Consider the following 23,427-nt stretch of genomic DNA (forward strand, 5'->3'; position numbering starts at 1 on the left):
GCCTCAGCCCACGTACCCCAGGCGGCGGCTGAGTTCGTCGGCGCCCGCCACCAGCACCGGTGCCAGCTCGTGCATCCGCTCCTCGGTGAGCCGGAAGGCGGGGCCCGAGGCGGTGAGGGCGGCGACGACCTTGCCGTCACGGGAACGCACCGGCGCCGCCATGGCGTTGAGGCCCTCCTCGTACTCCTCCACGGTCATGGCGTAGCCCTGCTCGCGGACCTGCACCAGCTCGGCCTCCAGTCGCGGCCGGGAGGTCAGGGTGCGGGCCGTCATCCGCTCCAGCCCGGCCGCCGCGACGAGTTCGTCCCGGCGCGCGTCCGGGAGATGGGCGAGCAGGACCTTGCCGCTCGACGTGCAGTGCATCGGCGTCAGCCGGCCGACCCAGTTCTGCGCGGTGATGGCGGACCGGCCGCGCACCTGGTCGAGGTTGATCACGTGATGGGACTCCAGGACCGCGATGTTCATCGTCTCGCCCAGGGTGTCGGCGAGGCGCTCGCAGATCCGGCGGCCGTGCCTGGTGACGTCGATGCGCCCGGTGACCGCGCCCGCCAGCCGCACGATGCCGAAGCCGAGGCGGTACTTGCCGCGCTCGCCCTCCTGCTCGACCATCCCGTGCGCCTCCAGCGCGCCGAGCAGACGGAACGCGGTGGACTTGTGGACGTCGATCGCCTCCGCGACCTCACTGACGCCTGCCTCGCCGCGCTGGGCGAGGATCTCCAGCACGGTGACGGCCCGGTCGACGGACTGCACCCCGCCGCCGGAGGCGCCCCCGGACTCGGTGCCGTAGCTGCTCATGGCGGAACCCTATGCGAACAGGTCGGCGCTGGTCAGCGGAAGACCACCGTGCGACGGCCGTTGATCATCACCCGGCTCTGGCTGTGCCACTCCACGGCCCGGGCGAGGACCTGCGCCTCGACGTCCCGGCCCAGGGTGACCAGACTCCCGGCGCTCTGGGCGTGGTTCACGCGGATGACGTCCTGCTCGATGATGGGCCCCTCGTCGAGGTCCGGGGTGACGTAGTGGGCGGTGGCCCCGACCAGCTTCACGCCCCGCTCGTGCGCCTGGACATAGGGCCGGGCGCCCTTGAAGCTCGGCAGGAACGAGTGGTGGATGTTGATCGCCCGGCCCTCGAGCTGCTTGCACAGGTCGTTCGACAGGATCTGCATGTAGCGGGCGAGGACCACGAGGTCGACGTCCAGCCGGTCGACCAGGTCGAGCAGTCGCGCCTCCGCGTCCGCCTTGGTCTCCGGGGTCACCGGCACATGGTGGTAGGGGATGCCGTAGCTCTCGGCGAGCGGGGCGAAGTCCCGGTGGTTGGAGACGATCGCCGGGACCTCGATGCCGAGCGCGCCGGTGCGCTGCCGGAAGAGCAGGTCGTTCAGGCAGTGGCCGTACCTCGACACCATGATCAGGGTGCGGGTCGGGGTGGTCGCGTTCCGCAACTGCCAGGTGATCCGGTACGCCTCGGCGACCGGTGCGAAGCCCGACCGCAGCTCCTCCAGACCGGTGTCCGGGTCCGAGACGTCGAAGTGGACGCGCATGAAGAAGCGGTCCTGGAGCCGGTCGTCGAACTGCTGGCTCTCCTGGATGTTCCCGGAGTGCCCGACCAGGAAGCCGGTGACGGCGTGGACGAGGCCGGAGCGGTCCGGGCAGGACAGGGTGAGGACGAACTCGCGGTCGGAGTGCGGTCGAAGAGACACTGAGTCCTCCCGAAGGCTGCGCAATACGCAACAGTGTGACTGATACGCAACATGGTCCCGGCTGGGGCCGCCCCCGGTCAAGAGCCTGCTCCCGGTACGGCGACAGCGGAGAAGGGGGCGCTTGTACGACCGGTCACCGGCGTGTGAGGATCGCGAAAGGCCGCCCCGTGCCCTTCCGGCACACCATCCGTCCCGGAAGGGGAACCGCGTTGACCGCAGCCGCCCACCCGCCCGCGGAGACACGTCTCTGGTCGCATCCGGGGCTCGGGCTGCACGCCCTCCTGGGAGCCGGCGGATCGGTCCGGCTGGGGGCGCCCGGCCAGGACTGGGCCGCCCTCGTACCGCTGGTCGAGATCACCGCCACCGGGCACGGACGCCTGTGGTCGGGCGAGCGCTTCGTCGAGACGGCGATCGGCGACCGTCTGGCCTACCGCGACCACGGGACGGTCCGCGACGGAGACCGTGCGCGCACCACGATCCGCCTGGCGGACCCGCGGACGGGGCTGGTGGCCGAGGTGCTCCTGGAGACGGTGGCGGACGCCGCTGCGCTGCGCTCGCGGGTGCGCCTGGTCAACGAGGGCCGGGCCCCGCTGCGGCTGGAGAGCGTGAGCACGCTGACCCTCGGCGGCATCACCGACCCGGACGGCGGCGTCGACGGGCTGACCCTGCACTGGGCGGACAACGACTGGCTCGCCGAATGCCGTTGGCGCGAGGCTCCCTTCCGGGAGCACATCCCCCCGCTCAGCCGGCTCGCGCACGGCCACGAGGGACGGGGCTGCTTCGGGCGCCACTCGCAGGGGAGCTGGTCCACCGGCCGCCACCTGCCGATCGGGGCGCTCACCGACCCCTCCGGGCGGACCTGGCTGTGGCAGATCGAGTCCAGCGCGGGCTGGCGCTTCGAGACCGGCGAACGCGAAGGCGCCGCCTACGCCGCCCTGTTCGGCCCCGACGACGCCCACCACCAGTGGTGGCACACCCTCGCGCCCGGCGAGGAGTTCGTCACCGTGCCCGCGGTCCTCGTCCGCGGCGGGGCCGGCGGCCTCGACACCGCCTTCGGTGAACTCACCGACCACCGCAGGCGGTTCCGCCGCGCCCACCCCGACCACCGCGCCCTGCCGGTGATCTACAACGACTACATGAACACCCTCATGGGCGACCCGACCACCGACAAGCTGCTCCCGCTGATCGCGGCGGCGGCGAGGGCGGGCGCCGAGGTCTTCGTCGTCGACGCGGGCTGGTACGACGACGACGCGCAGGGCTGGTGGGACGCCGTCGGGGCGTGGGAGCCCGCCCGGGGCCGCTTCCCCGGCGGCATCCAGGAGGTGCTGGACGCGATCCGGGACCACGGCATGGTCCCGGGGCTGTGGCTGGAGCCCGAAGTCGTGGGCGTGCGCAGCCCGTTGGCCCGTACCCTGCCGCCCGAGGCGTTCTTCCGGCGCGGGGGGCTGCGCGTGACGGAACACGGACGCCACCACCTGGACCTGCGCCACCCCGCCGCCCGGGCCCACCTCGACGCGGTGGTGGACCGGCTGGTCGGCGACTGGGGGGTCGGGTACCTCAAGCTCGACTACAACATCAACAGCGGACCCGGCACGGAGAACGGCACGGAGAGCCCCGGCGCCGGACTGCTCGGCCACCACCGCGCCCACCTCGACTGGATGTCCGGCCTCCTCGACCGGCACCCCGGCCTGGTCCTGGAGAACTGCGGCTCCGGCGGGCTGCGCATGGACTACGCCCAACTCTCCGTCGCCCAGCTCCAGTCCACCAGCGACCAGCAGGACCCGTTGCGCTGTCCGCCCATCGCCGCGGCCGCCGCCACCGCCGTCACCCCCGAGCAGGCCGCCGTGTGGGCCTACCCCCAGCCCGACGACACCGCCGACCGGATCGCCTTCACCCTCACCGGCGCGCTGCTGGGCCGGGTCCACCTCTCCGGCTTCCTCGACCGCATGGACGACGGGCAGTTCGACCTCGTCCGCTCGGCGATCCGCGTCTACAAGGACATCCGGCCCGGGATCGCCGACGCCCGCCCCTTCTGGCCGTTGGGCCTGCCGGGCTGGGAGGACGCCTGGATCGCCCACGGTCTGCGGGGGCGCGACGCGACGTACCTCGCGGTGTGGCGGCGCGAGCGGCCCGGCGCCCCGGCGGGCCGCACGCTCACCCTTCCCCACCTGCGGGGCGTCGACCTGTGCCCTGAGGTGCTCCAGCCCACGACGGCCGACGCCACGGCGGAGTGGGACCCGGCCGGGGGAGAGCTGACCGTTGGTCTGCCGCGTCCCGACACGGCCGTACTCCTCGGTCTGCGTGCGACCTCGTGAGCGTCTGACCCCACCTACTCGCGGCCTTCCTTCCGGTCGGCGGCGCCCTCCCGGGTGAGCGCGCCCGGCCCGGCGGGTCCTGCGTGCTCGTCACCGCGGACGACCGAGCACCACCGCGGTCACCTTCGAAGGCCACCGTCGGGCAGCGCATCGGGCAGTGGGTCGACAACAGTCCGACGGGAAGCTGGAACCTGGTCAGGACGGCCGACGGCCACTACCGGTTCCAGGCGGTCGGGAACACGAGCCTGTCTCTGACCGGAGCGTCCGCCGGGGCGCCGCTGACGCTCCAGAACGCCGTCGCCGACGGCTCGCAGGACTGGCGGCTCGTCGCGGCCGGCTGACCCTCGGACCGGGTACCGGCGGCGCCCGGGGGCGCCGCCGGCACCGCTCAGCTCACCGCACCTCCCGCGCGTACGGCGCCACGGCGATCCGGTCGATCAGCGGCGCGTACCGGGAGCGGAGCAGCACCCCGGGGAAGGTGTCCGAGGCGTAGGTCGTGCCGTCGAAGTTCGGCAGCTCCTCGGAGCGGAAGCCGATCGTGTTCTGTCCCTTCTTCAGGGTGACCGGGACGGTCAGCTCCCAGAAGTTGTTCTGGTGGAAGCTGTGCGGGAAGCCGACCCGGCGCGTCTCCCCGCCGTTCACGGTGACGTCGGCGTGGCGGGCCAGCGGGTCCGGGTTGTAGTGGGTGGCCTCCGACTGCTCCGGGTTGGAGTAGCGGACGCGCAGCGCGTACAGACCGGCCCGGTCGGCCGTGACGGTGAAGGTGGCCGTGTTGCCGTTGCCCGGGTCGCCGCCGATGCCCGTGATCGCCGTGCCGTCGGTGGCCAGGGAGAGCGGGGTGAGCGTGGCCGAGCCCGCGAGCACGGCGTCCTGGGCCTCGTACGTACGGGTCTTCAGGGCGCCCTCGCTCGGCGTGACCGTGAGGCGGTCGACGAGGGTGACGGACGAACCGCCCGTCACCGTCACCTTGTTGACGCCGCCGGACAGGGAGACGGCGACGCTGCTCCGCTTCTTCGCCAGGCGCAGGACGTCGTGTCCGTTGACGGCGAGCCGGGCGCCGGTGCCGCCGAGGGTGTCGACGTCGAGGGTCGCCTCCCGGTCGGCGGGGGAGTACACCCAGAACGTCGCCGTCTGGCCCTTGGCGAGCCGGACCGCGCCCGAACCCGAGCCCGGCACGTCGTACACGGGACGTGCCCCGCCGCCCGGCCAGGCCAGCTCGCCCTCGTAGACCCGCGTGCCGGCCGAGGCGTTCGGCAGGGAGAGGGTGAGGCGGTCGACGATGGCGTCACCCTTCGTCACGCTCTTGCCATCGAGGCTCTTCGCGGCGAGCGTCAGGGTGTGGCTGCCCTTGGTGAGCTTCACCTGGGTGTCGGTGTGGTCCCACACCACCCACTTGTAGCCGAGCGGGAGGTACAACCGCTGCTCGCTGTCGGCCTGTCCGTCCACCCGCAGGAAGACGTCGGTGGGGCCCTGCTCCTTCACCTTGTCGTAGGTGTTGAGGGAGTTGGCGAAGACGCTCAGGTCGTAGGTGCCGTCCTCGGGCACGTCCACGGTGAAGTCGAGCGTGACGTCCGAGCCGGTGCGCAGCCCGCCCACGTCGTAGCCGCCGGAGGTGTAGAACTTCGACACGTCGGAGGTGGAGCCCTCCGGGCCGTTCTTCGAGTAGCCGGACCCGGTGTGCGCGGCGTCCTCGGCCTCGTAGGAACCCTGCCAACGGACCGGCGGGGACTGCGTGTTCGTCGCCTTCCCGGCCGGGCTGAGGACGATCTCGTACGCCGAGGACTCCTTCAGCCTCGGCAGCGTGCCGTCACCGAAGTCGACGGTGACCGAGCCGTCCTCGCCGACCTTCAGGTTCTTCTCGGTGAGCAGCTTCGGGCCGGAGTTGTCGCCGACCTGGCCGCTCCACTCGATCTCCCGCACCCAGGCGTGCACGTTCGTGCCGAAGAGCTTCTTCCGGACGCCGGAGAAGGTGATGTGCCCCTTGCCGGTGGAGCCGCCGAAGAGCAGCCGGGCCTGCTTCTTCGTCTCGTCCAGCGTGGCCACGCCCTGCATCGTGTAGTTCTGGCCGGGGAACGGCGGGTTCACCGTCACGGTGTGCCCGCTCATGGAGGCGTACGCGTTCAGCAGCCACCACTGGCCGTTGCCGCGGTTGGACTGCACCGCGGAGTCGGAGAGGTTGCCGTCGATGTTCCAGTAGGCGATGTCGGCGTCCACCTTGGACTCCTCGATCGCGGAGACCCACTGGATCATCTGGCCGGGCACGGAGGTGTGGTAGTTGAAGGCGTACTCGTTGATGTTGACGGGCAGCCGGGTGCCCTCGCGCGAGGTCCCCGCGAAGAGGTCCTTCTCCCACGCCCGGTACTTGGCGACGCTCGCGCGCACCGCCTCCGGGTGGCTCAGCTCGTGCCAGGTGATGACGTCCGGGAGGGTGCCCGCGGCCAGGGCGTGGGTGAGGAAGCCCTTCACCTGGTCGTACAGGACGCTGGTGTTGGGGCCGGCGATCCGCGCGTTCGGCATCCTGCCCTTGATGAGCCGGTAGGCGGAGTCCCAGGCGGCGAAGTAGTCGTCCGGGTCGCTGAGCCAGCTCACCTTGTCGTAGCTCCACTGACCGGTGCCGAACATGTTGCCCTCGGGCTCGTTGAACGGCACGAAGACGACGTTGTCCTGGTACTGCTCCGGCAGCTTCAGGACCTGGTCGACCTGCTTGGCGATCTTCTCCTCGTAGAGCCGGAGCTTCTCGGCGGGGGTGTCGCCCGGCCACTCGTAGGGGAAGCCGCGGTGGATGTCGGTCATGTAGATGTACACGTCGCCGTCGGTGGAGTCGGCGAGCGGCTTCACCACGTCCAGCGCGTCGGCCCCGGGGTGCTGCGGACCGTCCTGGGCCTTGGTGGAGACCGTGCGCAGCCCCATGCCCTCGATGAGGTTGTTGGTGGGCACGTCCGGTCCGTACACGCCGTAGAGGGTGCCGGAGGCGCCGCCGTGGAAGGCGCCGGTGTCCGAGCCGAGATCGACGGTGAGCTGCCCCTCGCGGACCACGGTGACACTCGCCTTCACGGCGCGTCCGGCCGCCGTGCCCGCCACCGTGAAGGTCCCGGGCCGGGCGTACTTCTCGGGCGGTACGGCGTCCCAGACGATGGACGCGTCGCGGTCGTAGCCGTCGGAGAAGGTGGAGCGGACGGCGGCCGGCAGGGCCGGGGCGGTCCCGTCGGTCGTACGGACGTCGAACGAGGTCTTCGAGAGGTCCTGGAGCGTCGGCACGGTCCCGACCAGGCCGGCCACCTGCTCGGCGGTGAGCGCGGAGTGCCACACGGCGAAGTCGTCGACGGCCCCCTTGAGCAGCGGGTCCGGGTAGAAGGACTTGCCTATGTAACCGGCCGCGGTCGTCGACCCGCTCAGCAGGTCCTTGGCCTTGACGGCGGTCGCGGTGGAGGAGACGGCCACGCCGTCGAGGTAGGTGGTGAGCCGGCCGGCGGAGGAGTCGAGGGTGACGGTCACCGTGCGCCAGGCGTCCGCGGTCAGCGCCGCGTAGCCGCGGACCTGGGCCTCGGCACCGCCACCGCCGGTGGTCACGGAGGTCTGGAACAGCCCGCTGCCGTTGTACGGCGTGCTGAACAGGTACTTCGTGGTGTCCGTGCCCAGGTCGAAGATCCGTTGCCAGGACGACGTGTCGCCGCTCCACTTCACCCGGGCGGAGACGGTCAGGTCGCTCGCGTCGCCGACCACCTCGCGGGGCAGCCGGACGTAGGCACCGTCGGAGGTGGGCGCCCCGCCGGGCAGGGACAGCGCCCTGCCGCCGTCCGGGCCGGCCACGGACTGGGCCGTCGCGCCGTTCACCAGACTCGCCGTCAGGCCGTTGCCCGAGCTGTCGGTGATCGTCCCGGAGGCGAGGTCGTCCTGGTCGAAGGTGTAGCGGGCGGCGGGCCCGGGCGCCTCCGCCGCGTGCGCGGACACGGCGGGCGCGGCCAGCAGGCCCGCGCCGAGGGCCAGCGCCATGGCGGCCGGCGCCCGGCGGCGCGTGGATCTGTCAGCGGATGACATGGATACGTCCTCAATCGTCGCGGTGCGGATGGGGATGCGGATGGGGATGGGGATGGGGATGGGGATGCGATCGCGGTGGCGGTTGCGGATGGATGCGGTGACGGCGGCGGTGCTGATGTGGTTGTGGCTGGTGCTGCGGCTGCGGCTGCGGCTGCGGCTGCGGTGGGGGTGGCGGCTGCGGTGGGGGTGGCGGTGGCGGCCTGGATCCGGGTCGGCTCGACTCGGTCGCCGTCGAACCGATTCGATCCAGGCGGGGGAAAGGGCAGGAGACGCGTGCGGGGGAGAGGCGGGTGGGGCGGCTCTGCGACGGCATGCGCGGGCATCCCGTCATGGGCGGCCGCGCCGAACCGGTTCGGCGAAGCTAGCACCGGGACTTGCGGCCAGCAATCCCCTCGGCACGGCGATCTCGACGCCCCCCGGGCCCTGCCAGGGAATCCGGCACGGGTATTGACAGGCACCCGGGCAGTTCCTACGTTCACTTCCACGCGAACCGGTTCGACAGCCGGTCGCCCGTCCCAAGGAGTCGCCGTGAACATCGGTGAGATCGCCCGGCGGGCCGGTGTCTCGCGCAGCACCGTGTCCTACGCGCTGAGCGGCAAGCGCCCCGTGTCGGAGGACACCCGCCGGAAGATCCAGCGGATCGTCGACGAACTGGGATACCGGCCCAGCGCCAGTGCCCGCGCCCTGGCCAACGGCCGCACCAGCACCATCGGCCTGGTCTTCCCGCCCGCCGGGAACCACTACACCGGCATGCAGCTCGACTTCATCGGCAGCGTGGTGGAGGCCGCGGCGGCCCACGACTACGACGTGCTGCTGTCACCCAGCGGTGTCGACAGCGACCGCTCCTTCCAGCGGCTGCTAGGGGAGCGGCGGGTCGACGGCGCGATCCTGATGGAGATCCGGCTGGAGGACGACCGGGCCGATCACCTGGCCGCGCTCGGCTTCCCGTCGGTCGCCATCGGCCGCACCGCCCACCCGGAGGACGGCTGGTACGTAGCCCTGGACCACACCGCGCTGGCGGCGGCCTGTGTGCACCACCTCGCCGACCTCGGCCACCGCCGGGTCGCCTTCGTCAACCGGCCCGAACAACTCCTGCGGACCGGATACGAGTCGGCGCACCGCGGTCTTGACGGCTTCACCAAGGCCGCGGCCGAACGCGGGCTGACCGTCCGCACCTACTGCTGCGGGGACGACGCCGCCGCGGGCCAGGCCTGCGTGGAACGGATCCTGCACGACGACCCGGCCACCACGGCCCTGGTCACCCTGAACGAGGCCGCGCTGGGCGGCCTGTACCGGGGGCTCGCCCAGGCGGGCCGCCATGTGCCGCGCGACTTCTCCGTCACCGGGGTCGTCGCCAACCGCTGGGCGGAGACGGTGACCCCGCAGCTCACCGCGGCGGACGTACCGGCGGCCGAGATGGGCCGGCTCGCCGTCGACCTGCTCGTGGAGCGGCTGGACCAACCGGACGCGCCGCCCCGCCAGCACCTCCTCACCCCACCGATCTCGCTGCGGGCCAGCACCGGGCCCGCGGGCACACCGCAGACCTGAGCAGTCCCCCTCCCGGAGCACTCCTCGCACCGGCACTCGTCACACCACCCCTTCGCACACCGGCAACTCGTCACACCGCCACTCCTCATACCGGCACCCCTCACACCGCTGCGCGCCCGGGACTTCAGGCGGCGTCGTCCGCGGTGCCCTCCTCCCCGCGCGACCCACCGCCGTGGCACCCGCATGCCTCGAACCGAAGGAACCGCCATGAACAGCTTCTCCGGACGACACCGTCCGACCGCCGCCGTCCTGATCTCCCTGGCCGTCGCCACCGGCGTCACCGCCTGCGGCTCCGGCTCCGGCAGCAGCGGCACCGAGGGCGCCGACAGCGGCACGTACACCGTCTGGGACCCCTACCCGCAGTTCGCCGAGGGCTCCGCCTGGACGAAGCTGCTGGACAAGTGCGGCAGCGCGGCGGGTGTGAAGGTCAAGCGGACCGGCTACGACACCAGCGACCTGACCAACAAGGCCCTGCTGGCGGCACAGCAGGGCAACTCCCCGGACCTCCTCGTCGTCGACAACCCGGTGGTCTCCACCCTGGCCGAGGCGGGCGTCCTGACCACGACCGACGACAACAAGCTGGACACCTCCAAGGTCGACCCCAACCTCCTCGCGGCCGGCCAGTCGGGCGGCAAGACGTACGGCACCCCGATCGGCGCCAACACGCTCGCCCTCTACTACAACAAGAAGGTCCTGGCGGACGCCGGCGTCGACATCGCCTCCGTGACGGACTGGGCGTCCCTGACGGCGGCGCTGGAGAAGGTCAAGAAGGCCGGCAAGAAGGGCATCACCTTCTCCGCGATCGGCACCGAGGAGGGCAGCTTCCAGTTCCTGCCGTGGTTCTGGGGCGCGGGCGCGCAACTGACCCGGCTCGACTCCGCCCAGGCCGAGTCGGCGCTCACCCTGTGGAAGGACTGGGTCAAGGGCGGATACGCCCCCAACTCGGTCCTCAACAACACCCAGACGACGAGCTGGCAGGAGTTCGCCACCGGCGACTACGCCTTCGCGGAGAACGGCACCTGGCAGCTCGCCAACGCCAGGAAGGCCGGTTTCGCGTACGGCGTGCTCCCGATACCCGGCGCCTCCGGCGGCAACGCGGCCGCCCCGACCGGCGGAGAGTTCGTCACCCTCCCGGTCCAGGACGACACCGGCCGCTACGCCACCGCCCAGAAGCTGGCGACCTGCCTGACCAGCACCCAGAACCTGTACGACACCGACACCACCCTGTCCTACGTGGCGCCCACCACCGAGGTCCAGGACAAGCAGGTGGCGGCCGACGCCGGGCTGAAGCCCTGGGTCGCCGCGGTCCGGACGGCCAAGGGCCGCACCAGCGACGACCTCGGCACCCAGTACCCCAGGATCTCGGAGCAGATGTGGAAGGCCGTCCAGTCCGCACTCAGTGGCTCCACGTCCCCGAAGGACGCGCTGGCCGACGCGCAGTCAGCCGTCAAGTGACCGCGTCCCGAGGCCGGTTGATGAGCCGGACGACACAAGTACCGCGCCCGCGGACGGACTCCGAGAGCGCCGCCCCCGAGGCGCGGCGCCATCCGGCCTCCACCCGGGGGAGGGCCGCCTGGGCGTTCCTCACCCCGGTGACCCTCTACCTCGCCCTGTTCTACGCCTATCCGCTGTACCGCAACATCGACCTGAGCCTGCGCCACTACACCGTGCGCTCCTTCGTGCACGGCGACGCCCCGTTCACGGGCCTGGCGAACTACCGCACGGTCCTCGACGACCCCACGTTCGCACCGGCCCTGCTCCACACCGCGGTGTTCACCGCCGTGTGCCTGGTCTTCCAGTACGCGATCGGTCTGGCCCTCGCGGTCTTCTTCCACCAGAACTTCCGGCTCTCCGCCACCCTGCGGGCCCTGTTCCTGGTGCCGTGGCTGCTGCCGCTGATCGTGTCGGCGTCCACCTGGTCGTGGATGCTGAACAGCGACTCCGGCATCGTCAACGCCGTCCTGCACGCCGTCGGCGTCGACCCGGTGAACTGGCTGACCTCACCGTCCTGGTCGCTGACCTCGGTGATCATCGCGAACATCTGGATCGGTGTGCCCTTCAACCTCGTCGTGCTGCACAGCGGTCTCCAGTCCATCCCCGCCGGCCTCTACGAGGCGGCCGCCCTCGACGGAGCGGGCCCCTGGCGGCGGTTCTGGAGCATCACGTTCCCGCTGCTGCGCCCGGTCTCCGCCATCACCCTCCTGCTGGGCCTCGTCTACACCCTCAAGGTCTTCGACATCATCTGGATCATGACCAAGGGCGGCCCGGCCGACTCCTCCACCACCTTCGCCACCTGGTCCTACCAGCTCGGCTTCGGCAACCTGCTGCCCGCGTTCGGCCCCGGCGCCGCCGTCGGCAACCTGCTCGTGCTCGCCGCCCTGGTCTTCGGCCTGGTGTACGTACGGGTCCAGCGGAAGCAGGCACTGTCATGAGAAGAGGTCTGAAGACCGCCCTCGGTCTGCTGCTGACCGGGATCATGCTCTTCCCGGTGTACTGGATGCTCAACGTGTCCCTCACCCGCGACCAGGACATGCGCAAAAGTCCACCCGACCTGTTCCCCGCCCACGCCACCCTGGAGGGCTACCGAGCCGTCCTCGACCAGCAGTTGCCCTACCTCGGCACCAGCCTCGTCATCGGCCTCGGCACCGTCGCCCTGACCGTGGCCCTGGCCGCCCCGGCCGGATACGCGCTGGCCAAACTGCGCCCGCGCGGCGGCGGAGTCCTGAGCTTCGTGCTGCTGGCCGCCCAGATGATCCCCGGCATCATCATGGCGATGGGCTTCTACGCCATCTACCTGCAACTCGGCCTGCTCCAGTCGGTGCCCGGGCTGATCGTCGCCGACTCCACCCTGGCCGTGCCCTTCGCGGTGCTCGTCTTCACCGCGTTCATGTCCGGCATCCCCGGCGAACTCCTCCAGGCCGCACAGGTGGACGGGGCACGACCGCTGCGCACCTTCTGGTCGGTCGTGCTGCCGATGAGCCGCAACTCCGTGGTCACCGTGTCGCTGTTCGCGTTCCTGTGGTCCTGGTCCGACTTCGTCCTGGCCGGCACCCTCGTCAACGGCGGCGCCCACGAGCCGATCACCCTCGGCATCTACCACTACATCGGCAACAACAACCAGCAGTGGAACGCCATCATGGCCACGGCCGTCGTCGCCTCCCTGCCGGCCGCGGTCATCCTCGTCCTCGCCCAGCGCTACGTCACCGCGGGCGTCACCGCGGGCGCGGTCAAGGACTGAACCCCGCGGCGCCACCCCGCCCGACCACCGACGATCCCTGCTCGAGAAACGAGTGCCCCGCCATGACCGCCGACCGCCCCGGCCCGGCCTTCTCCGTCCACGACATCCCGTTCAGCACGCACGGCTCCTGGTTCGGCATCTCCCCGGTGCTCGCGGAGAGGACGCGCTCCGAGGACCTCCACCTCGTCTCGCACCAGAACGGCATGCACGCCGTCCTGCGTCTGGCCCCCCTCGACCCCGCGACGGGCGAGCGGGCCGAGACCCGGGTCGAGGCCACCCCGGCCCTGCTGACCTGGACCGGCCCGGCCGGGCGGGTGGAATGCGCCTACGAGACACCGGACACCGTACGGCTGCGCGGTGCGGGCGTGCCGCTGCGGATCTCGGCGGCGGCGCGGACGCTGACCCCGTTCAGCGGCACGTACTTCTACCGCGAACCGGCCGCCGACGCCCATGTGTTCACCTCCTACGAGACCGGGCGCCGCTACCGGGTCACCCTGCTGTCCGGCACGCTGACCGACGTGTCCGGCAACCAGGCCCTGGGCAGTGCCGACCGCGGTGTCACCGTCGCCGCGGACGCGGAGGGCGGATGGGAGATCGCGGTCGAGGAACTGGACACCGCCCGCCCTGCCTACGCTCCGACGGCGGCCTTCGGGAAGGTCGTCGAGGCGGCGCGGAACTCCTTCGCGGACTTCGCCGACACCGTGGCCCCCTGGCGCTCGTCCGGCACCCCGGCCGCCGAACTCGCCGCCTACGTCCTGTGGTCGGCGACGGTACGCCCGGCCGGTCTGGTCACCCGGCCCGGCGTCCTGATGTCCAAGCACTGGATGGACAAGGTCTGGAGCTGGGACCACTGCTTCAACGCCCTCGCCCTGGCCCCCGGCCGGCCCGAACTGGCCTGGGACCAGTTCCAGTTGCCCTTCGACCACCAGGACGACAGCGGGGCGCTGCCCGACTCGGTGACCCACTCCGAGGTGCTGCGCAACTTCGTCAAACCACCCGTCCACGGCTGGACGCTCGGCCACCTGCGCCGCCGGCTGCCCAGCCCCCCGGACCGGGCGGAGCTGACCGCGACGTACGACAGGCTGGAGCGCTGGACGCGGTTCTGGCTCGACGCCCGACGCGCTCCGGGCGCCGCCCTGCCGCACTACCAGCACGGCAACGACAGCGGCTGGGACAACGCCACCACCTTCGACCCCGAACGCGTGGTCGTCACCGCGGACCTGGCCGCCTTCCTCACCCTCCAACTGCGTGAACTGGCCGCTCTGGCCGCGCACTTGGAGCGGCCGGAGGACGCCGGGCGGTGGACGCGGGCCGCCGAGGAGACGCAGCGGGCGATGCTCGACCAGCTCTGGACGGGCGACCGGTTCGTCGCCCGAGGTGTCGACAGCGGCGACACCTGGGGCACCTCCAGCCTCCTCGACCTGATGCCGATCGTGCTGGGCGAGCACCTGCCGGACGACATCGGCGCCGTCCTGGCGAGCCGGATCGAGGCCCATCTGACCCCGTACGGCCTGGCCACCGAGCTGCCCACCTCGCCGCACTACCGCTCCGACGGCTACTGGCGCGGCCCGATCTGGGCCCCCGCCACGGTCCTCGTCGAGGACGGACTGCGCCGGGGCGGGCACCTCCGGCTGGCGGACGAGATCAGCGCCCGCTTCCGTGCCCTGTGCGAGCAGCACGGCTTCGCGGAGAACTTCGACGCCCTGACCGGGACCGGCCTGCGCGACCGGGCCTACACCTGGACGGCCGCCGCGTACCTCCTCCTCGCCGAGGCCCACGCGGAGCGCACCGGCGGGTGAGACCTCTCAGGCCAGGGTGACCTCGACCGGCAGTTGCTTGATGCCGTTGACGAAGTTCGAGCGCACTCGGGGGACTTCGCCCACCAGGCGGATGTCGGCGAGACGCGGGATCAGCTCCTCGAACATGATCCGGATCTCGGTGCGGGCGAGGAGGTTGCCCAGGCACAGGTGCGGGCTGCCCTTGCCGAAGGTGACGTGGTCGTTGTGCTGCCGGGCCACGTCGAAGTCGTACGGGTTGCCGAAGACCTCCTCGTCGCGGTTGCCGGAGGCGTACCACATGACGACCTTGTCGCCCTCCCGGACCTGCTTGCCGCCGAGTTCGACGTCCCGGGTCGCGGTGCGCCGGAAGTGGTAGACCGGGGAGGCCCAGCGCAGGAACTCCTCGACCGCCGTGGGGATCAGCGAGGGGTCGTCCCGCAGCCTGGCGAGCTGCTCGGGGTGCTGGAGGAGGGCCAGCATGGAGTGGGTGATGGTGTGGCGGGTGGTCTCGTTGCCGGCCACCACCAGCAGCAGGAAGTAGTTGTCGAAGTCCTGCGCGGAGAGCGGGACGCCGTCGCGCGGGGTGGTGTTGACCAGCTTGGACACCAGGTCGGTGCCCTCGCCGCCGCGTCGCTTCCTCGCCAACTCCCGTCCGTACTCGAAGACTTCGAGGGAGGCGGGGGAGCGGAAGGGCAGATCGCGGTACTGCTCGCTCTCCGCGCTGTGCAGCAGGACGTCCGCGTAGTCGGGGTCGGTGTTGCCGATGATGCGGTTGCCCCAGTCGATGAGCTGCTGGTTGTCCTCCGGGGGTACGTCGAGGAGGCGGGCCAGGACGTTGATGGGGAAGTCCGCCGAGACCTCCCTGACGAAGTCGAAGGTGCCCTTGGCGAGGGCCGCGTCCAGGGTCTTCGCGGTCAGACCGCGCAGGAAGTCGGTGTAGCTGTTGATGACCCCCGCGCCGAACTGGCGCTGGATCACGCTGCGCAGGGCGCGGTGGCGGACACCGTCCAGCTCCAGGATCGAGGCGCGTTTCTTGATCTGGTCCTCGTCGACCTCCTCCAGGTTCACGAACCTGGTGGAGGTGAAGGTCTCCGCGTCGCGGTCCACGCGGGCGATGTCGGCGTGCCGGGTGACTGCCCAGAAACCGGAGTTGGGCGCCTCCTCGGGCTGCCAGTGCACCGGGTCCTCGTGGCGCAGGGTGTGGAACATCCGCCAGGGGGTGGTCCCGTCGGTGAAGTTGTCGAGGTCGGCGAGATCGACGTCCGCGAGCGGCATGGGCTCGACGGCGGCCGGAACAACAGTGGTCACGTGGTGGCTCCCAGTCGTCACAGGTGGTAGGCGTACTCGGTGAACTCCCAGTCGGTGACGTGCCGTTGGAAGCGTTCGACCTCGTTGCGCTTGTAGGTCAGGTAAGAGGTGGTGAAGTCCTTGCCGAGCAGGTCGCCCAGCGCGGTGTCGGCCTCCAGGGCGTCGAGCGCGGCGGGCAGGTCCATGGGCAGGAGGGCGGACCGGGCGGTGTCGTAGCCGTAGCCCTCCAGCGGCGCGGGCGGCTCCTCGCCGGCCTGGACGCCGAGCAGGGCGGCGGCGACGGTGCCGGCGACGATCAGGTAGGGGTTGGCGCTCGCGTCCCCGAGCCGCAGCTCCAGCCGGGCCCCGGAACCGCGCTCCGGCGGGACGCGCACCATGGCGCTGCGGTTGTCGAGGCCCCAGTCGATCAGCCAGGGGGCGAGGGTGTCGGGCCCGAAGCGCTTGTACGAGTTGACCGTCGGGTTGGCGAGGGCGGCGAGCGCGGGGGCGTGGGCCAGGATTCCGGCGACGGCGTGCCGGGCGGTCGCCGACAGGCCGTAGGACCCGGCCGGGTCGTCGAAGGCGTTGTCCCCCTCCTCGTCCTGACAGGACAGGTGGAGGTGGAAGCCGGAGCCGCCCGCGTCGCCGAAGGGTTTGGCCATGAAGGTGGCGAGGTTGCCCTCCTTGCGGGCCAGTTCCTTCACGGCGGCCTTGAAGCGGAAGGCCCGGTCGGCGGCGTCCAGGGCCTCGGAGTGGGTCAGGTTGATCTCGTACTGGCCGCCGTCGAACTCGTGGTTCCCGGTGACCACGCCGAGGCCGAGGTCCCGGAGGAGCCGCAGGGTGCGCAGCAGGTGGTTGCCGGGGTCGGCGCGCAGCCCCGCGGTGTAGACGGCACCGGACACCTCGGGGGCGCGGCGCCAGCCGGTGGGGGTCCCGCCGGCGGGCTCCAGCAGGAAGTACTCCAGTTCGGGGCCCACCACGGGCCGCAGCCCCTGGGCCGTGCACCGGGCCAGCACGGTCCGCAGCAGGTCGCGCGGCGACTCGGCGGCCGGACCCGACGTCGCCGGGTCGGTGACTTCGCCCAGACAGGTGGCGACGCCCGGTTCCCAGGGCAGCGCGGACAGGGTCGACAGGTCGGGCCGTACGCACACGTCCGGCAGTCCGGCGTCCAGTCCGCCCGCGACCGGGACCACGTTCCCCTGCGGGGTGGTGTGGTAGACGGCCTTGCAGAACGCCAGGCCGTGCTCGCAGGCCGCGGGCAGGTGATCCACCAGGACGTCGCGGGCCCGGTCCGTGCCGATGAGGTCGGGATAGATCACCCGGACCACGTCGATGCCGTCGGCGGTGAGCCGCTCGACGTGCCGGCGGATGTCTGGAGTGTCGTGAGCGCTCACCGATGCCTCCTTGGGCGGCTGGAGCAGCCTCGGGTGTCGTTTGAACCCGAACGTTATGGAGGAGGTCGTCCGCCCGCAAGAGGGCGACCCAAATAATTTATCCACCTGGATAGGTATTGACCAGGGTGGGGAGTCTGCCTACCTTGTTTGAAGCCAAACGAGTTGGGGGTGTCTCCGCACACCCCTTTGGCCGGGGCCCGGCCGAGCAGGCCGGGCCCCACTTCGCCCCTTCGCTCCCGCTCCCTCAGGAGGACCGGCCATGAAGGTCGTCGTCGACATGAACAAGTGCCAGGACCACGGCCAGTGCGTCTTCGCGGCCCCCGACGTCTTCTCGATGGACGAGGACGGCCGTCTGCTGTACGTCCCCGACCCGGACGACGCCCTGCGCGACGAGGTCGAGGAAGCCGCGGACGTGTGCCCGCTCCAGGCGATCCGGATCGAGGACTGACGTGGGCGCCGGCATCGTCGTGGCGGGCGCCTCCATGGGCGGCCTGCGCGCGGCCGAGCAACTGCGCGCCGCCGGCTACGGCGGCCGGATCACCGTCGTCGGCGACGAACCGCACATGCCGTACAACCGGCCTCCGCTGTCCAAGGAGGTCCTCGCCGGCAAAGCGCCCTTCGCCTCCCTCGCCTTCACCCCCAAAGCCGCCGCGGCCGACGTGGAGTGGAGGCTGGGCACCAGGATCGTCGCCGCCCGGCTCGACGCACGCACCGTCTCGCTCGACGACGGCTCGGTCCTGCCGTACGACGGTCTCGTCGTCGCCACCGGCATGCGGCCCCGCCGACTGCGCTGCCCGGGCCCGGCGGCCGGCCGGCACACGGTCCGCACGATCGACGACGCCCAGGGCCTGCGGGACGAGCTGACCCGGCCGGGCGCTCGCGTGGTCGTCGTCGGCGCCGGGTTCATCGGCTGCGAGGTCGCCGCGACGGCCGTGGCGCTCGGGGTGAGCGAGGTGACGGTCGTCGACCCGCTGCCCCTGCCCATGGTCGGTCCTCTCGGGGAACTGCTGGCGCGCGCGCTCCTCAAGAGGCACGAGGAACGGGGAGTGCGGTTCGTGCTGGGCACCGGTGTCTCCGGCTTCGCCGGCGAGGACCGCGTCACCGGGGTCGTCCTGTCCGACGGGACGGTCCTGGACGCCGACGTCGTCGTCGAGTCCGTCGGATCGGTCGCCAACACCGAGTGGCTGGACGGCAACGGACTCGACCTCACCGACGGTGTCCTCACCGACGAACGGCTCAGGGTCGGCGGCCGCCCCGACGTCGTCGCGGTCGGTGACGTCGCCCGCTTCCCCAACGCCCGCTACGACGGCGTACCCCGCCGCGTCGAGCACTGGTCGATCCCCACCGACACCGCCAAGCACGCCGCCAGGACCCTCGTCGGCGCCGAGTCGGCCCCCTTCGCGCCGCTGCCCACCTTCTGGAGCGACCAGCACGAGTTCCGGCTGCAGTCCTTCGGCGCACCCGCGCTCGGCAAGGACGACGTACGGATCCTGGACGGCGACCCCGAGGGTGACGTCCTGGTCGGCTACCACGCCGGCGGCCGGCTCGTCGGCGTCGTCGCGCTCGGCGGACCCGCCGTCGCGACCGGTGCCGCCCGCTACCGCGCCGAACTGCTGAAGCAGCCCGCCCTCACCGCGTAAGGAACCCCGTCATGTCTGCTGTCCGTGGCTACTTCCACCCCAAGACGGCGAGCGGTGCCTCGTCGCTGATCCCCGCTCCGCCATGGCGCTACTCCGGCGACCTGCTCACCGTCGAGTACCGCACGGATCCCGCCCGGGTGCGGGAACTGCTGCCCGAGCCGCTGGAGTTGGCGGACGAGGACCCCGGTGCCGTCGCCCTGATCTGGGCCGACTGGCAGTCCTGCTCGGCCTCCGGCGAGGAACTGCTCGACCCGGTGCTGGCCCAGTACAAGGAGGCCTTCGCGGTCGTCCGCTGCACGTACCGGGGCGAGACCTACTCCCGGTGCGTGTACATCTGGGTCGACAAGGACTTCGCGATCGCGCGAGGGCTGCACCAGGGCTACCCGAAGAAGCTCGGGTCGATCCACCAGACCCGCCCGCACCCCTACGGGCCCGCTCCGCGGATCGGGGCGGGAGCACGCTTCGGGGCGACGCTCGCCGCCGCGGACCGCCGGCTCGCCCAGACCGTGGTGACCCTGCGGGAGCCGTCCGCGACCAACGGGTTCGTCAACGGGCACGCCATGGCCCACCACCGCTGGCTGCCGTCGATCGAGAAGGGCAAGGGCCTGGCGCTGGACGAACTGGTCGCGTCCGGGGCGGCTTCCTTCGAGGGCGGTCAATCCTGGGTCGGAGACGCGGAGTTGGAGCTGTTCGAGGCGCCGACGGAGGAGCTGGCCCGACTGGAGATCCGCGAACCGATCGCCGCGTACTACCGCCAGGTCGGCGTCGTCTGGGACGGCGGCCGACTCCTGGAGTCCGGAACCTCCGGAGCCGAGTAACTCCCGCACACCACGCAGCACTTGGAGACCGGACATGACCGAACACACCCTCACGGTGGCCGGGGTCGCCGTCGACACCCGGCACTGGATCGGCGGCGAACGCGTCGCCTCCGCCGACACCTTCACCGACACCTCGCCGATCGACGGCGCCGTCCTCGGTGAGATCGCCCGCGGCGGACCCGCCGAAGCGGCCGCGGCCGTCGCCGCCGCCAAGGCCGCCTTCCCCGCCTGGGCCGCCACCCCGCGCGCCGAGCGGGCCCGCATCCTGCACGCCGTCGCCGACGGCGTCGAGAAGCGGATCGAGGAGCTCGCCGTCGTCGAGACCACCGACAACGGAGCACTGCTGCGCTCGCACCGACGGGGCGTCATGCCGCGCGTGGCGCACAACTTCCGTTTCTTCGCGGACTGGCTGCTGACGCTGGACCACGACGACTTCGAGACCCGCGGCCACACCAACCACGTCTCCTGGGACCCGGCGGGCCCCTGCGTGCTGATCACACCGTGGAACGCGCCGCTGATGCTGGCCACCTGGAAGGTCGCCCCGGCGCTCGCCGCCGGCAACACGGTGGTCCTCAAGCCCGCCGAGTGGTCCCCGCTCACCGCCTCCCTCCTCGCCGACATCGCCGCCGAGGCCGGGCTGCCCGCGGGCGTCCTGAACGTCGTCCAGGGACTCGGCGCCGAGATCGGCGACGCGCTGACCTCGCACCCGGACGTGCGCCGCGTCAGCTTCACCGGGTCCGTGCCCACGGCCCGCCGGATCAGTGCCTCGGCCGCCGCCAACCTCACCCCGCTCAGCCTCGAACTCGGCGGCAAGTCACCCCTGTTGGTGTTCGCCGACGCCGACCTGGACCTCGCCGTCGACCTCGCGGTGGAGCAGTACGACAACGCCGGGCAGGTGTGCCTGGCGGCCACCCGCATCCTCGTGGAGGAGACGGTCGCCGAGGAGTTCACCCGACGATTTGTCGACAAGGCAACCCGGCTGCGGCAGGGCGACCCCCGCGACGAGGCCACCGACATCGGCCCCAACATCCACCCCCGCCAACTGGAGAAGATCGACGGGTTCGTCCAGCGGGCCCTGGCGGCCGGCGCCCGCGCCGTCATCGGCGGCCATCCCGGGAACGGCCAGTACTACGCGCCGACCCTCCTCGCCGACGTGGACCAGGACTCCGAGATCGTCCAGGAGGAGGTCTTCGGGCCCGTCCTGACCCTCCAGACCTTCACCGACGAGGACGAGGCGGTCCGGCTCGCCAACGACACCCGCTTCGGGCTCGCCGCCACCGTGGCCACCGGTGACCGGGAGCGCGCCGAACGCGTCGGCGCCCGGCTCGTCGCCGGCACCGTCTGGATCAACTGCTTCTTCGTCCGCGACCTCCAGGCCCCCTTCGGCGGCTCCCGCCACTCCGGGGTCGGCCGCGAGGGCGGCACCTGGAGCTTCGACTTCTACTGCGACCTGAAGAACACCGTCACCGCGCCGAACGGATGGCAGAACCATGGGTGAGATCGTCGGGGCGGGCCTGCTGGCCCACGTCCCCACCATCGTGCTCCCGCAGGAGGAGCGGCTGGAACTGAACGAGGGCAAGGAGATCACCCTCGTCACCGGCCTCCACGAGCTGCGCCGGGAGGTGTTCGAGCGCGACGACTACGACACCGTCGTCGTCCTCGACTCCCACTGGGCGACCACCGTCGAGTTCGTGGTCACCGCCCAGCGGCGCCGGGCCGGCCTGTTCACCTCGGAGGAGCTGCCGCGCGGCATGTGCAGGATGCCGTACGACTTTCCGGGCGACCCCGAACTCGCCCTCAACATCGAGAAGTTCGCGGACAAGCACGGCACCTGGATCACCGCGATCGAGGACGAATACCTGCCGATCTACTACGCCACCATCAACCTCTGGAAGTTCCTGGGCGAGGGGCTGCCCGACAAGCGGTGGGTGACCATCGGGGTCTGCCAGACCGGCGACATGGAGGACCACCTGCGCCTCGGACGGGCGCTGGCGGACGGCATCGCCGCCACCCCCGGCCGCCGGGTCCTGCTGATCGCGTCCGGTGCCCTCTCGCACACCTTCTGGCCGTTGCGCGAACTGCGCGACCACGAGGCCAGCGACCCCGTGCACATCCGCACCCCCGAGGCCCGCGAGGCGGACCACGAGCGCATCGCCTGGTTCAAGGAGGGCCGCCACGACAAGGTCCTCGACACCATGGACGCGTTCTGGAAGGTCAAGCCCGAGGCGAAGTTCTTCCACTACCTGATGATGGCCGGCGCCCTCGGCGAACAGGCCTGCACCGCCCGGGCCCGTCAGTACGGCGAGTACGAGAACTCCGTCGGCACCGGCCAGGTCCATCTGTGGTTCGACCGGCCCGCCGACGGCTGGACCGGCGCCGGCCACTCCCGGGCCCCGCACCAGCGCACCCCGCACAGCCGTCCCCAGGAGGTCTGAGTCATGGCCGCGTTCTCCGAGTACCGGCGTATCCTCCTCGACGGCGCCGCCGTCCAGGTCACCGTCGACGGCGACGAACTGGTCGCCGGGGACGGCCGCCGCGTCAAGACCGACGAGGCCCTGCACCTGCCGCCGGTGGTGCCGTCCAAGGTGATCGCCGTCCACCTCAACCACCGCAGCCGCGTGGACGAGTTCCGCATCGACCTGCCGGACACCCCCACCTACTTCCACAAGCCGACCTCCTCCCTCAACTCCCACAAGGGCGCGGTCGTCCGCCCCGACGGCTGCAAGTGGCTCAACTACGAGGGCGAGGTGGCCATCGTCATCGGGAGGACCGCGCGGAACATCTCCCCGGCCGAGGCGGGGGAGTTCATCGCCGGCTACACCGTCGCCAACGACTACGGCCTGCACGACTTCCGCGACACCGACGCGGGGTCCATGCTCCGCGTGAAGGGCTCCGACACCCTGTGCCCGCTCGGCCCCGGCCTGGTCACCGACTGGGACTTCCACGGCAAGAGCCTGCGGACGTACGTCAACAGCGAGGTCGTGCAGGAAGGTTCGACTGACGAGATGAAGTGGGACATGCACTACCTCGTCGCCGACATCGCCCGCACCATCACGCTGTACCCCGGCGACGTCCTCCTGTCGGGCACACCCGCCAACTCCCGCCCCGTCCGGCCCGGTGACGTCGTCGAGGTGGAGGTGGAGGGACTGGGCCGCCTCACCAACCACATCGTGACCGGCCCGACCCCGATCCGCACCGACGTCGGCGCCCAGCCCACGGAGTCCGAGGAGGTCCTCTCCACGGCCCTCGGCGGCGACTGGGAGTTCCGCGGGATCAGGCCGCCTCGCCGCTGACGGGGAGGACGGGGGGTCGCGAGCGGGACCTCCCCGCTGGTGTGTCGACCTACGGTCGCGTCGGCGGCTCGGAGTTCCGGGGGATCCCCGGTCGGCTTGGCACTGACGGTCAGGGGGCCGGCCGTGAGGTGGGCCGGCCAGGTCGGACGAGGTGTGCTGACCGACGTCGGTTACCGGAAGGCCGTCACGCTCCTGGACCGCGACGGCCTTCGCCCCGGCCGCCGGCATGGGTCTGGCATCGGACCGGCGGGACAGGCATGGCACCGGCGGGACAGGCGAGGCCGTCGCGGGGCGGGCCGTGTTCGTCTGCCACCCCGCCCGGCGATCGAAGACCGGACTACCGGCACAGGGGGCGTCGGTCGGCCCGCAATCCGAGCA

The 23,427-nt window shown here is 71.6% G+C and carries 17 protein-coding genes and 1 pseudogene; 13 read left to right on the forward strand and 5 right to left on the reverse strand.

Going from position 1 to position 23,427, the window contains the following annotated elements:
- Positions 1-3 precede the first annotated feature (3 nt).
- Together ACZ66S_RS22105 and purU are read right to left on the reverse strand one after the other, a co-directional pair.
- Positions 4-795 carry an IclR family transcriptional regulator gene (locus ACZ66S_RS22105; protein ID WP_469903219.1) on the reverse strand — a complete coding sequence of 264 codons (792 nt, stop codon included), beginning with the start codon at positions 793-795 and terminating at the stop codon, positions 4-6.
- Between the two features lie 32 nt (positions 796-827).
- On the reverse strand, positions 828-1,700 hold the full coding sequence (purU, locus tag ACZ66S_RS22110) for a formyltetrahydrofolate deformylase (RefSeq protein WP_469903220.1): 873 nt from the start codon (positions 1,698-1,700) through the stop codon (positions 828-830).
- A 209-nt stretch (positions 1,701-1,909) separates the two neighbouring features.
- Here purU and ACZ66S_RS22115 point away from each other — a divergent pair, with 209 nt between their 5' ends.
- Both ACZ66S_RS22115 and ACZ66S_RS22120 read left to right on the forward strand, forming a co-directional pair.
- A complete protein-coding gene (locus ACZ66S_RS22115; RefSeq protein WP_469903221.1) occupies positions 1,910-4,015 on the forward strand; it encodes an alpha-galactosidase in 2,106 nt (701 codons plus the stop codon).
- Between the two features lie 131 nt (positions 4,016-4,146).
- Positions 4,147-4,356 (forward strand): annotated as a pseudogene (locus ACZ66S_RS22120) (RICIN domain-containing protein); the annotation flags it as partial.
- Positions 4,357-4,408: 52 nt separating this feature from the next.
- Here ACZ66S_RS22120 and ACZ66S_RS22125 read toward each other — a convergent pair.
- Entirely contained in the window at positions 4,409-8,008 is a 3,600-nt protein-coding gene (locus tag ACZ66S_RS22125; protein ID WP_469903485.1) for a LamG-like jellyroll fold domain-containing protein, read from the reverse strand.
- 573 nt (positions 8,009-8,581) lie between these two features.
- Between ACZ66S_RS22125 and ACZ66S_RS22130 the strand changes: the two genes are divergently transcribed.
- The 5 genes from ACZ66S_RS22130 (at position 8,582) to ACZ66S_RS22150 (ending at position 14,638) form a co-directional block, all read left to right on the forward strand.
- The gene (locus ACZ66S_RS22130; protein WP_469903222.1) at positions 8,582-9,601 is read left to right on the forward strand and encodes a LacI family DNA-binding transcriptional regulator; all 1,020 of its coding nucleotides are present in this window, start codon (positions 8,582-8,584) and stop codon (positions 9,599-9,601) included.
- Positions 9,602-9,808: 207 nt separating this feature from the next.
- The gene (locus tag ACZ66S_RS22135) at positions 9,809-11,056 is read left to right on the forward strand and encodes a sugar ABC transporter substrate-binding protein (RefSeq protein ID WP_469903223.1); all 1,248 of its coding nucleotides are present in this window, start codon (positions 9,809-9,811) and stop codon (positions 11,054-11,056) included.
- A gap of 20 nt (positions 11,057-11,076) precedes the next feature.
- Positions 11,077-12,033, forward strand: coding sequence for a carbohydrate ABC transporter permease (locus ACZ66S_RS22140; protein ID WP_469903224.1), 957 nt, complete (start codon positions 11,077-11,079; stop codon positions 12,031-12,033).
- On the forward strand, positions 12,030-12,839 hold the full coding sequence (locus ACZ66S_RS22145) for a carbohydrate ABC transporter permease (protein ID WP_469903225.1): 810 nt from the start codon (positions 12,030-12,032) through the stop codon (positions 12,837-12,839). The genes ACZ66S_RS22140 and ACZ66S_RS22145 overlap by 4 nt, the downstream gene beginning before the upstream one ends.
- 62 nt (positions 12,840-12,901) lie before the next feature.
- Complete coding sequence (locus ACZ66S_RS22150) at positions 12,902-14,638, forward strand: amylo-alpha-1,6-glucosidase (protein WP_469903226.1); 1,737 nt, start codon at positions 12,902-12,904, stop codon at positions 14,636-14,638.
- A gap of 6 nt (positions 14,639-14,644) precedes the next feature.
- Here ACZ66S_RS22150 and ACZ66S_RS22155 read toward each other — a convergent pair whose 3' ends face one another.
- Both ACZ66S_RS22155 and ACZ66S_RS22160 read right to left on the reverse strand, forming a co-directional pair.
- On the reverse strand, positions 14,645-15,892 hold the full coding sequence (locus ACZ66S_RS22155) for a cytochrome P450 (RefSeq protein ID WP_469903486.1): 1,248 nt from the start codon (positions 15,890-15,892) through the stop codon (positions 14,645-14,647).
- Positions 15,893-15,942: 50 nt separating this feature from the next.
- Positions 15,943-17,298: a glutamine synthetase family protein gene (locus tag ACZ66S_RS22160; RefSeq protein ID WP_469903227.1), complete on the reverse strand. Its 1,356-nt coding sequence runs from the start codon at positions 17,296-17,298 to the stop codon at positions 15,943-15,945.
- Between the two features lie 259 nt (positions 17,299-17,557).
- Between ACZ66S_RS22160 and ACZ66S_RS22165 the strand changes: the two genes are divergently transcribed.
- From ACZ66S_RS22165 to ACZ66S_RS22190, 6 genes are read left to right on the forward strand one after another with little or no spacing between them, the layout of a single operon-like run.
- Positions 17,558-17,746: a ferredoxin gene (locus ACZ66S_RS22165; RefSeq protein ID WP_266524449.1), complete on the forward strand. Its 189-nt coding sequence runs from the start codon at positions 17,558-17,560 to the stop codon at positions 17,744-17,746.
- A gap of 1 nt (position 17,747) precedes the next feature.
- The gene (locus tag ACZ66S_RS22170; RefSeq protein WP_469903228.1) at positions 17,748-18,938 is read left to right on the forward strand and encodes an NAD(P)/FAD-dependent oxidoreductase; all 1,191 of its coding nucleotides are present in this window, start codon (positions 17,748-17,750) and stop codon (positions 18,936-18,938) included.
- 11 nt (positions 18,939-18,949) lie between these two features.
- Positions 18,950-19,756, forward strand: a complete 807-nt coding sequence (locus ACZ66S_RS22175) for an acetoacetate decarboxylase family protein (protein WP_469903229.1) — start codon at positions 18,950-18,952, stop codon at positions 19,754-19,756.
- 34 nt (positions 19,757-19,790) lie between these two features.
- On the forward strand, positions 19,791-21,254 hold the full coding sequence (locus tag ACZ66S_RS22180) for an aldehyde dehydrogenase (RefSeq protein WP_469903230.1): 1,464 nt from the start codon (positions 19,791-19,793) through the stop codon (positions 21,252-21,254).
- Complete coding sequence (locus ACZ66S_RS22185) at positions 21,247-22,191, forward strand: 3,4-dihydroxyphenylacetate 2,3-dioxygenase (protein WP_469903231.1); 945 nt, start codon at positions 21,247-21,249, stop codon at positions 22,189-22,191. The genes ACZ66S_RS22180 and ACZ66S_RS22185 overlap by 8 nt, the downstream gene beginning before the upstream one ends.
- Before the next feature lie 3 nt (positions 22,192-22,194).
- Positions 22,195-23,049, forward strand: coding sequence for a fumarylacetoacetate hydrolase family protein (locus ACZ66S_RS22190; RefSeq protein WP_469903232.1), 855 nt, complete (start codon positions 22,195-22,197; stop codon positions 23,047-23,049).
- Positions 23,050-23,427 lie beyond the last annotated feature (378 nt).

It is taken from the genome of Streptomyces sp. NPDC107471, from assembly GCF_055582845.1.

Bases quoted from the DNA above. Each gene is read 5' to 3' on its own strand.
- ACZ66S_RS22135 (WP_469903223.1), top strand. From the start codon at position 9,809: ATGAACAGCTTCTCCGGACGACACCGTCCGACCGCCGCCGTCCTGATC.
- ACZ66S_RS22180 (WP_469903230.1), top strand. From the start codon at position 19,791: ATGACCGAACACACCCTCACGGTGGCCGGGGTCGCCGTCGACACCCGG.
- ACZ66S_RS22185 (WP_469903231.1), top strand. From the start codon at position 21,247: ATGGGTGAGATCGTCGGGGCGGGCCTGCTGGCCCACGTCCCCACCATC.
- ACZ66S_RS22140 (WP_469903224.1), top strand. From the start codon at position 11,077: ATGAGCCGGACGACACAAGTACCGCGCCCGCGGACGGACTCCGAGAGC.
- ACZ66S_RS22105 (WP_469903219.1), bottom strand. From the start codon at position 795: ATGAGCAGCTACGGCACCGAGTCCGGGGGCGCCTCCGGCGGCGGGGTG.
- ACZ66S_RS22145 (WP_469903225.1), top strand. From the start codon at position 12,030: ATGAGAAGAGGTCTGAAGACCGCCCTCGGTCTGCTGCTGACCGGGATC.
- ACZ66S_RS22125 (WP_469903485.1), bottom strand. From the start codon at position 8,008: ATGGCGCTGGCCCTCGGCGCGGGCCTGCTGGCCGCGCCCGCCGTGTCC.
- ACZ66S_RS22165 (WP_266524449.1), top strand. From the start codon at position 17,558: ATGAAGGTCGTCGTCGACATGAACAAGTGCCAGGACCACGGCCAGTGC.
- ACZ66S_RS22190 (WP_469903232.1), top strand. From the start codon at position 22,195: ATGGCCGCGTTCTCCGAGTACCGGCGTATCCTCCTCGACGGCGCCGCC.
- ACZ66S_RS22175 (WP_469903229.1), top strand. From the start codon at position 18,950: ATGTCTGCTGTCCGTGGCTACTTCCACCCCAAGACGGCGAGCGGTGCC.
- ACZ66S_RS22150 (WP_469903226.1), top strand. From the start codon at position 12,902: ATGACCGCCGACCGCCCCGGCCCGGCCTTCTCCGTCCACGACATCCCG.
- ACZ66S_RS22155 (WP_469903486.1), bottom strand. From the start codon at position 15,892: ATGCCGCTCGCGGACGTCGATCTCGCCGACCTCGACAACTTCACCGAC.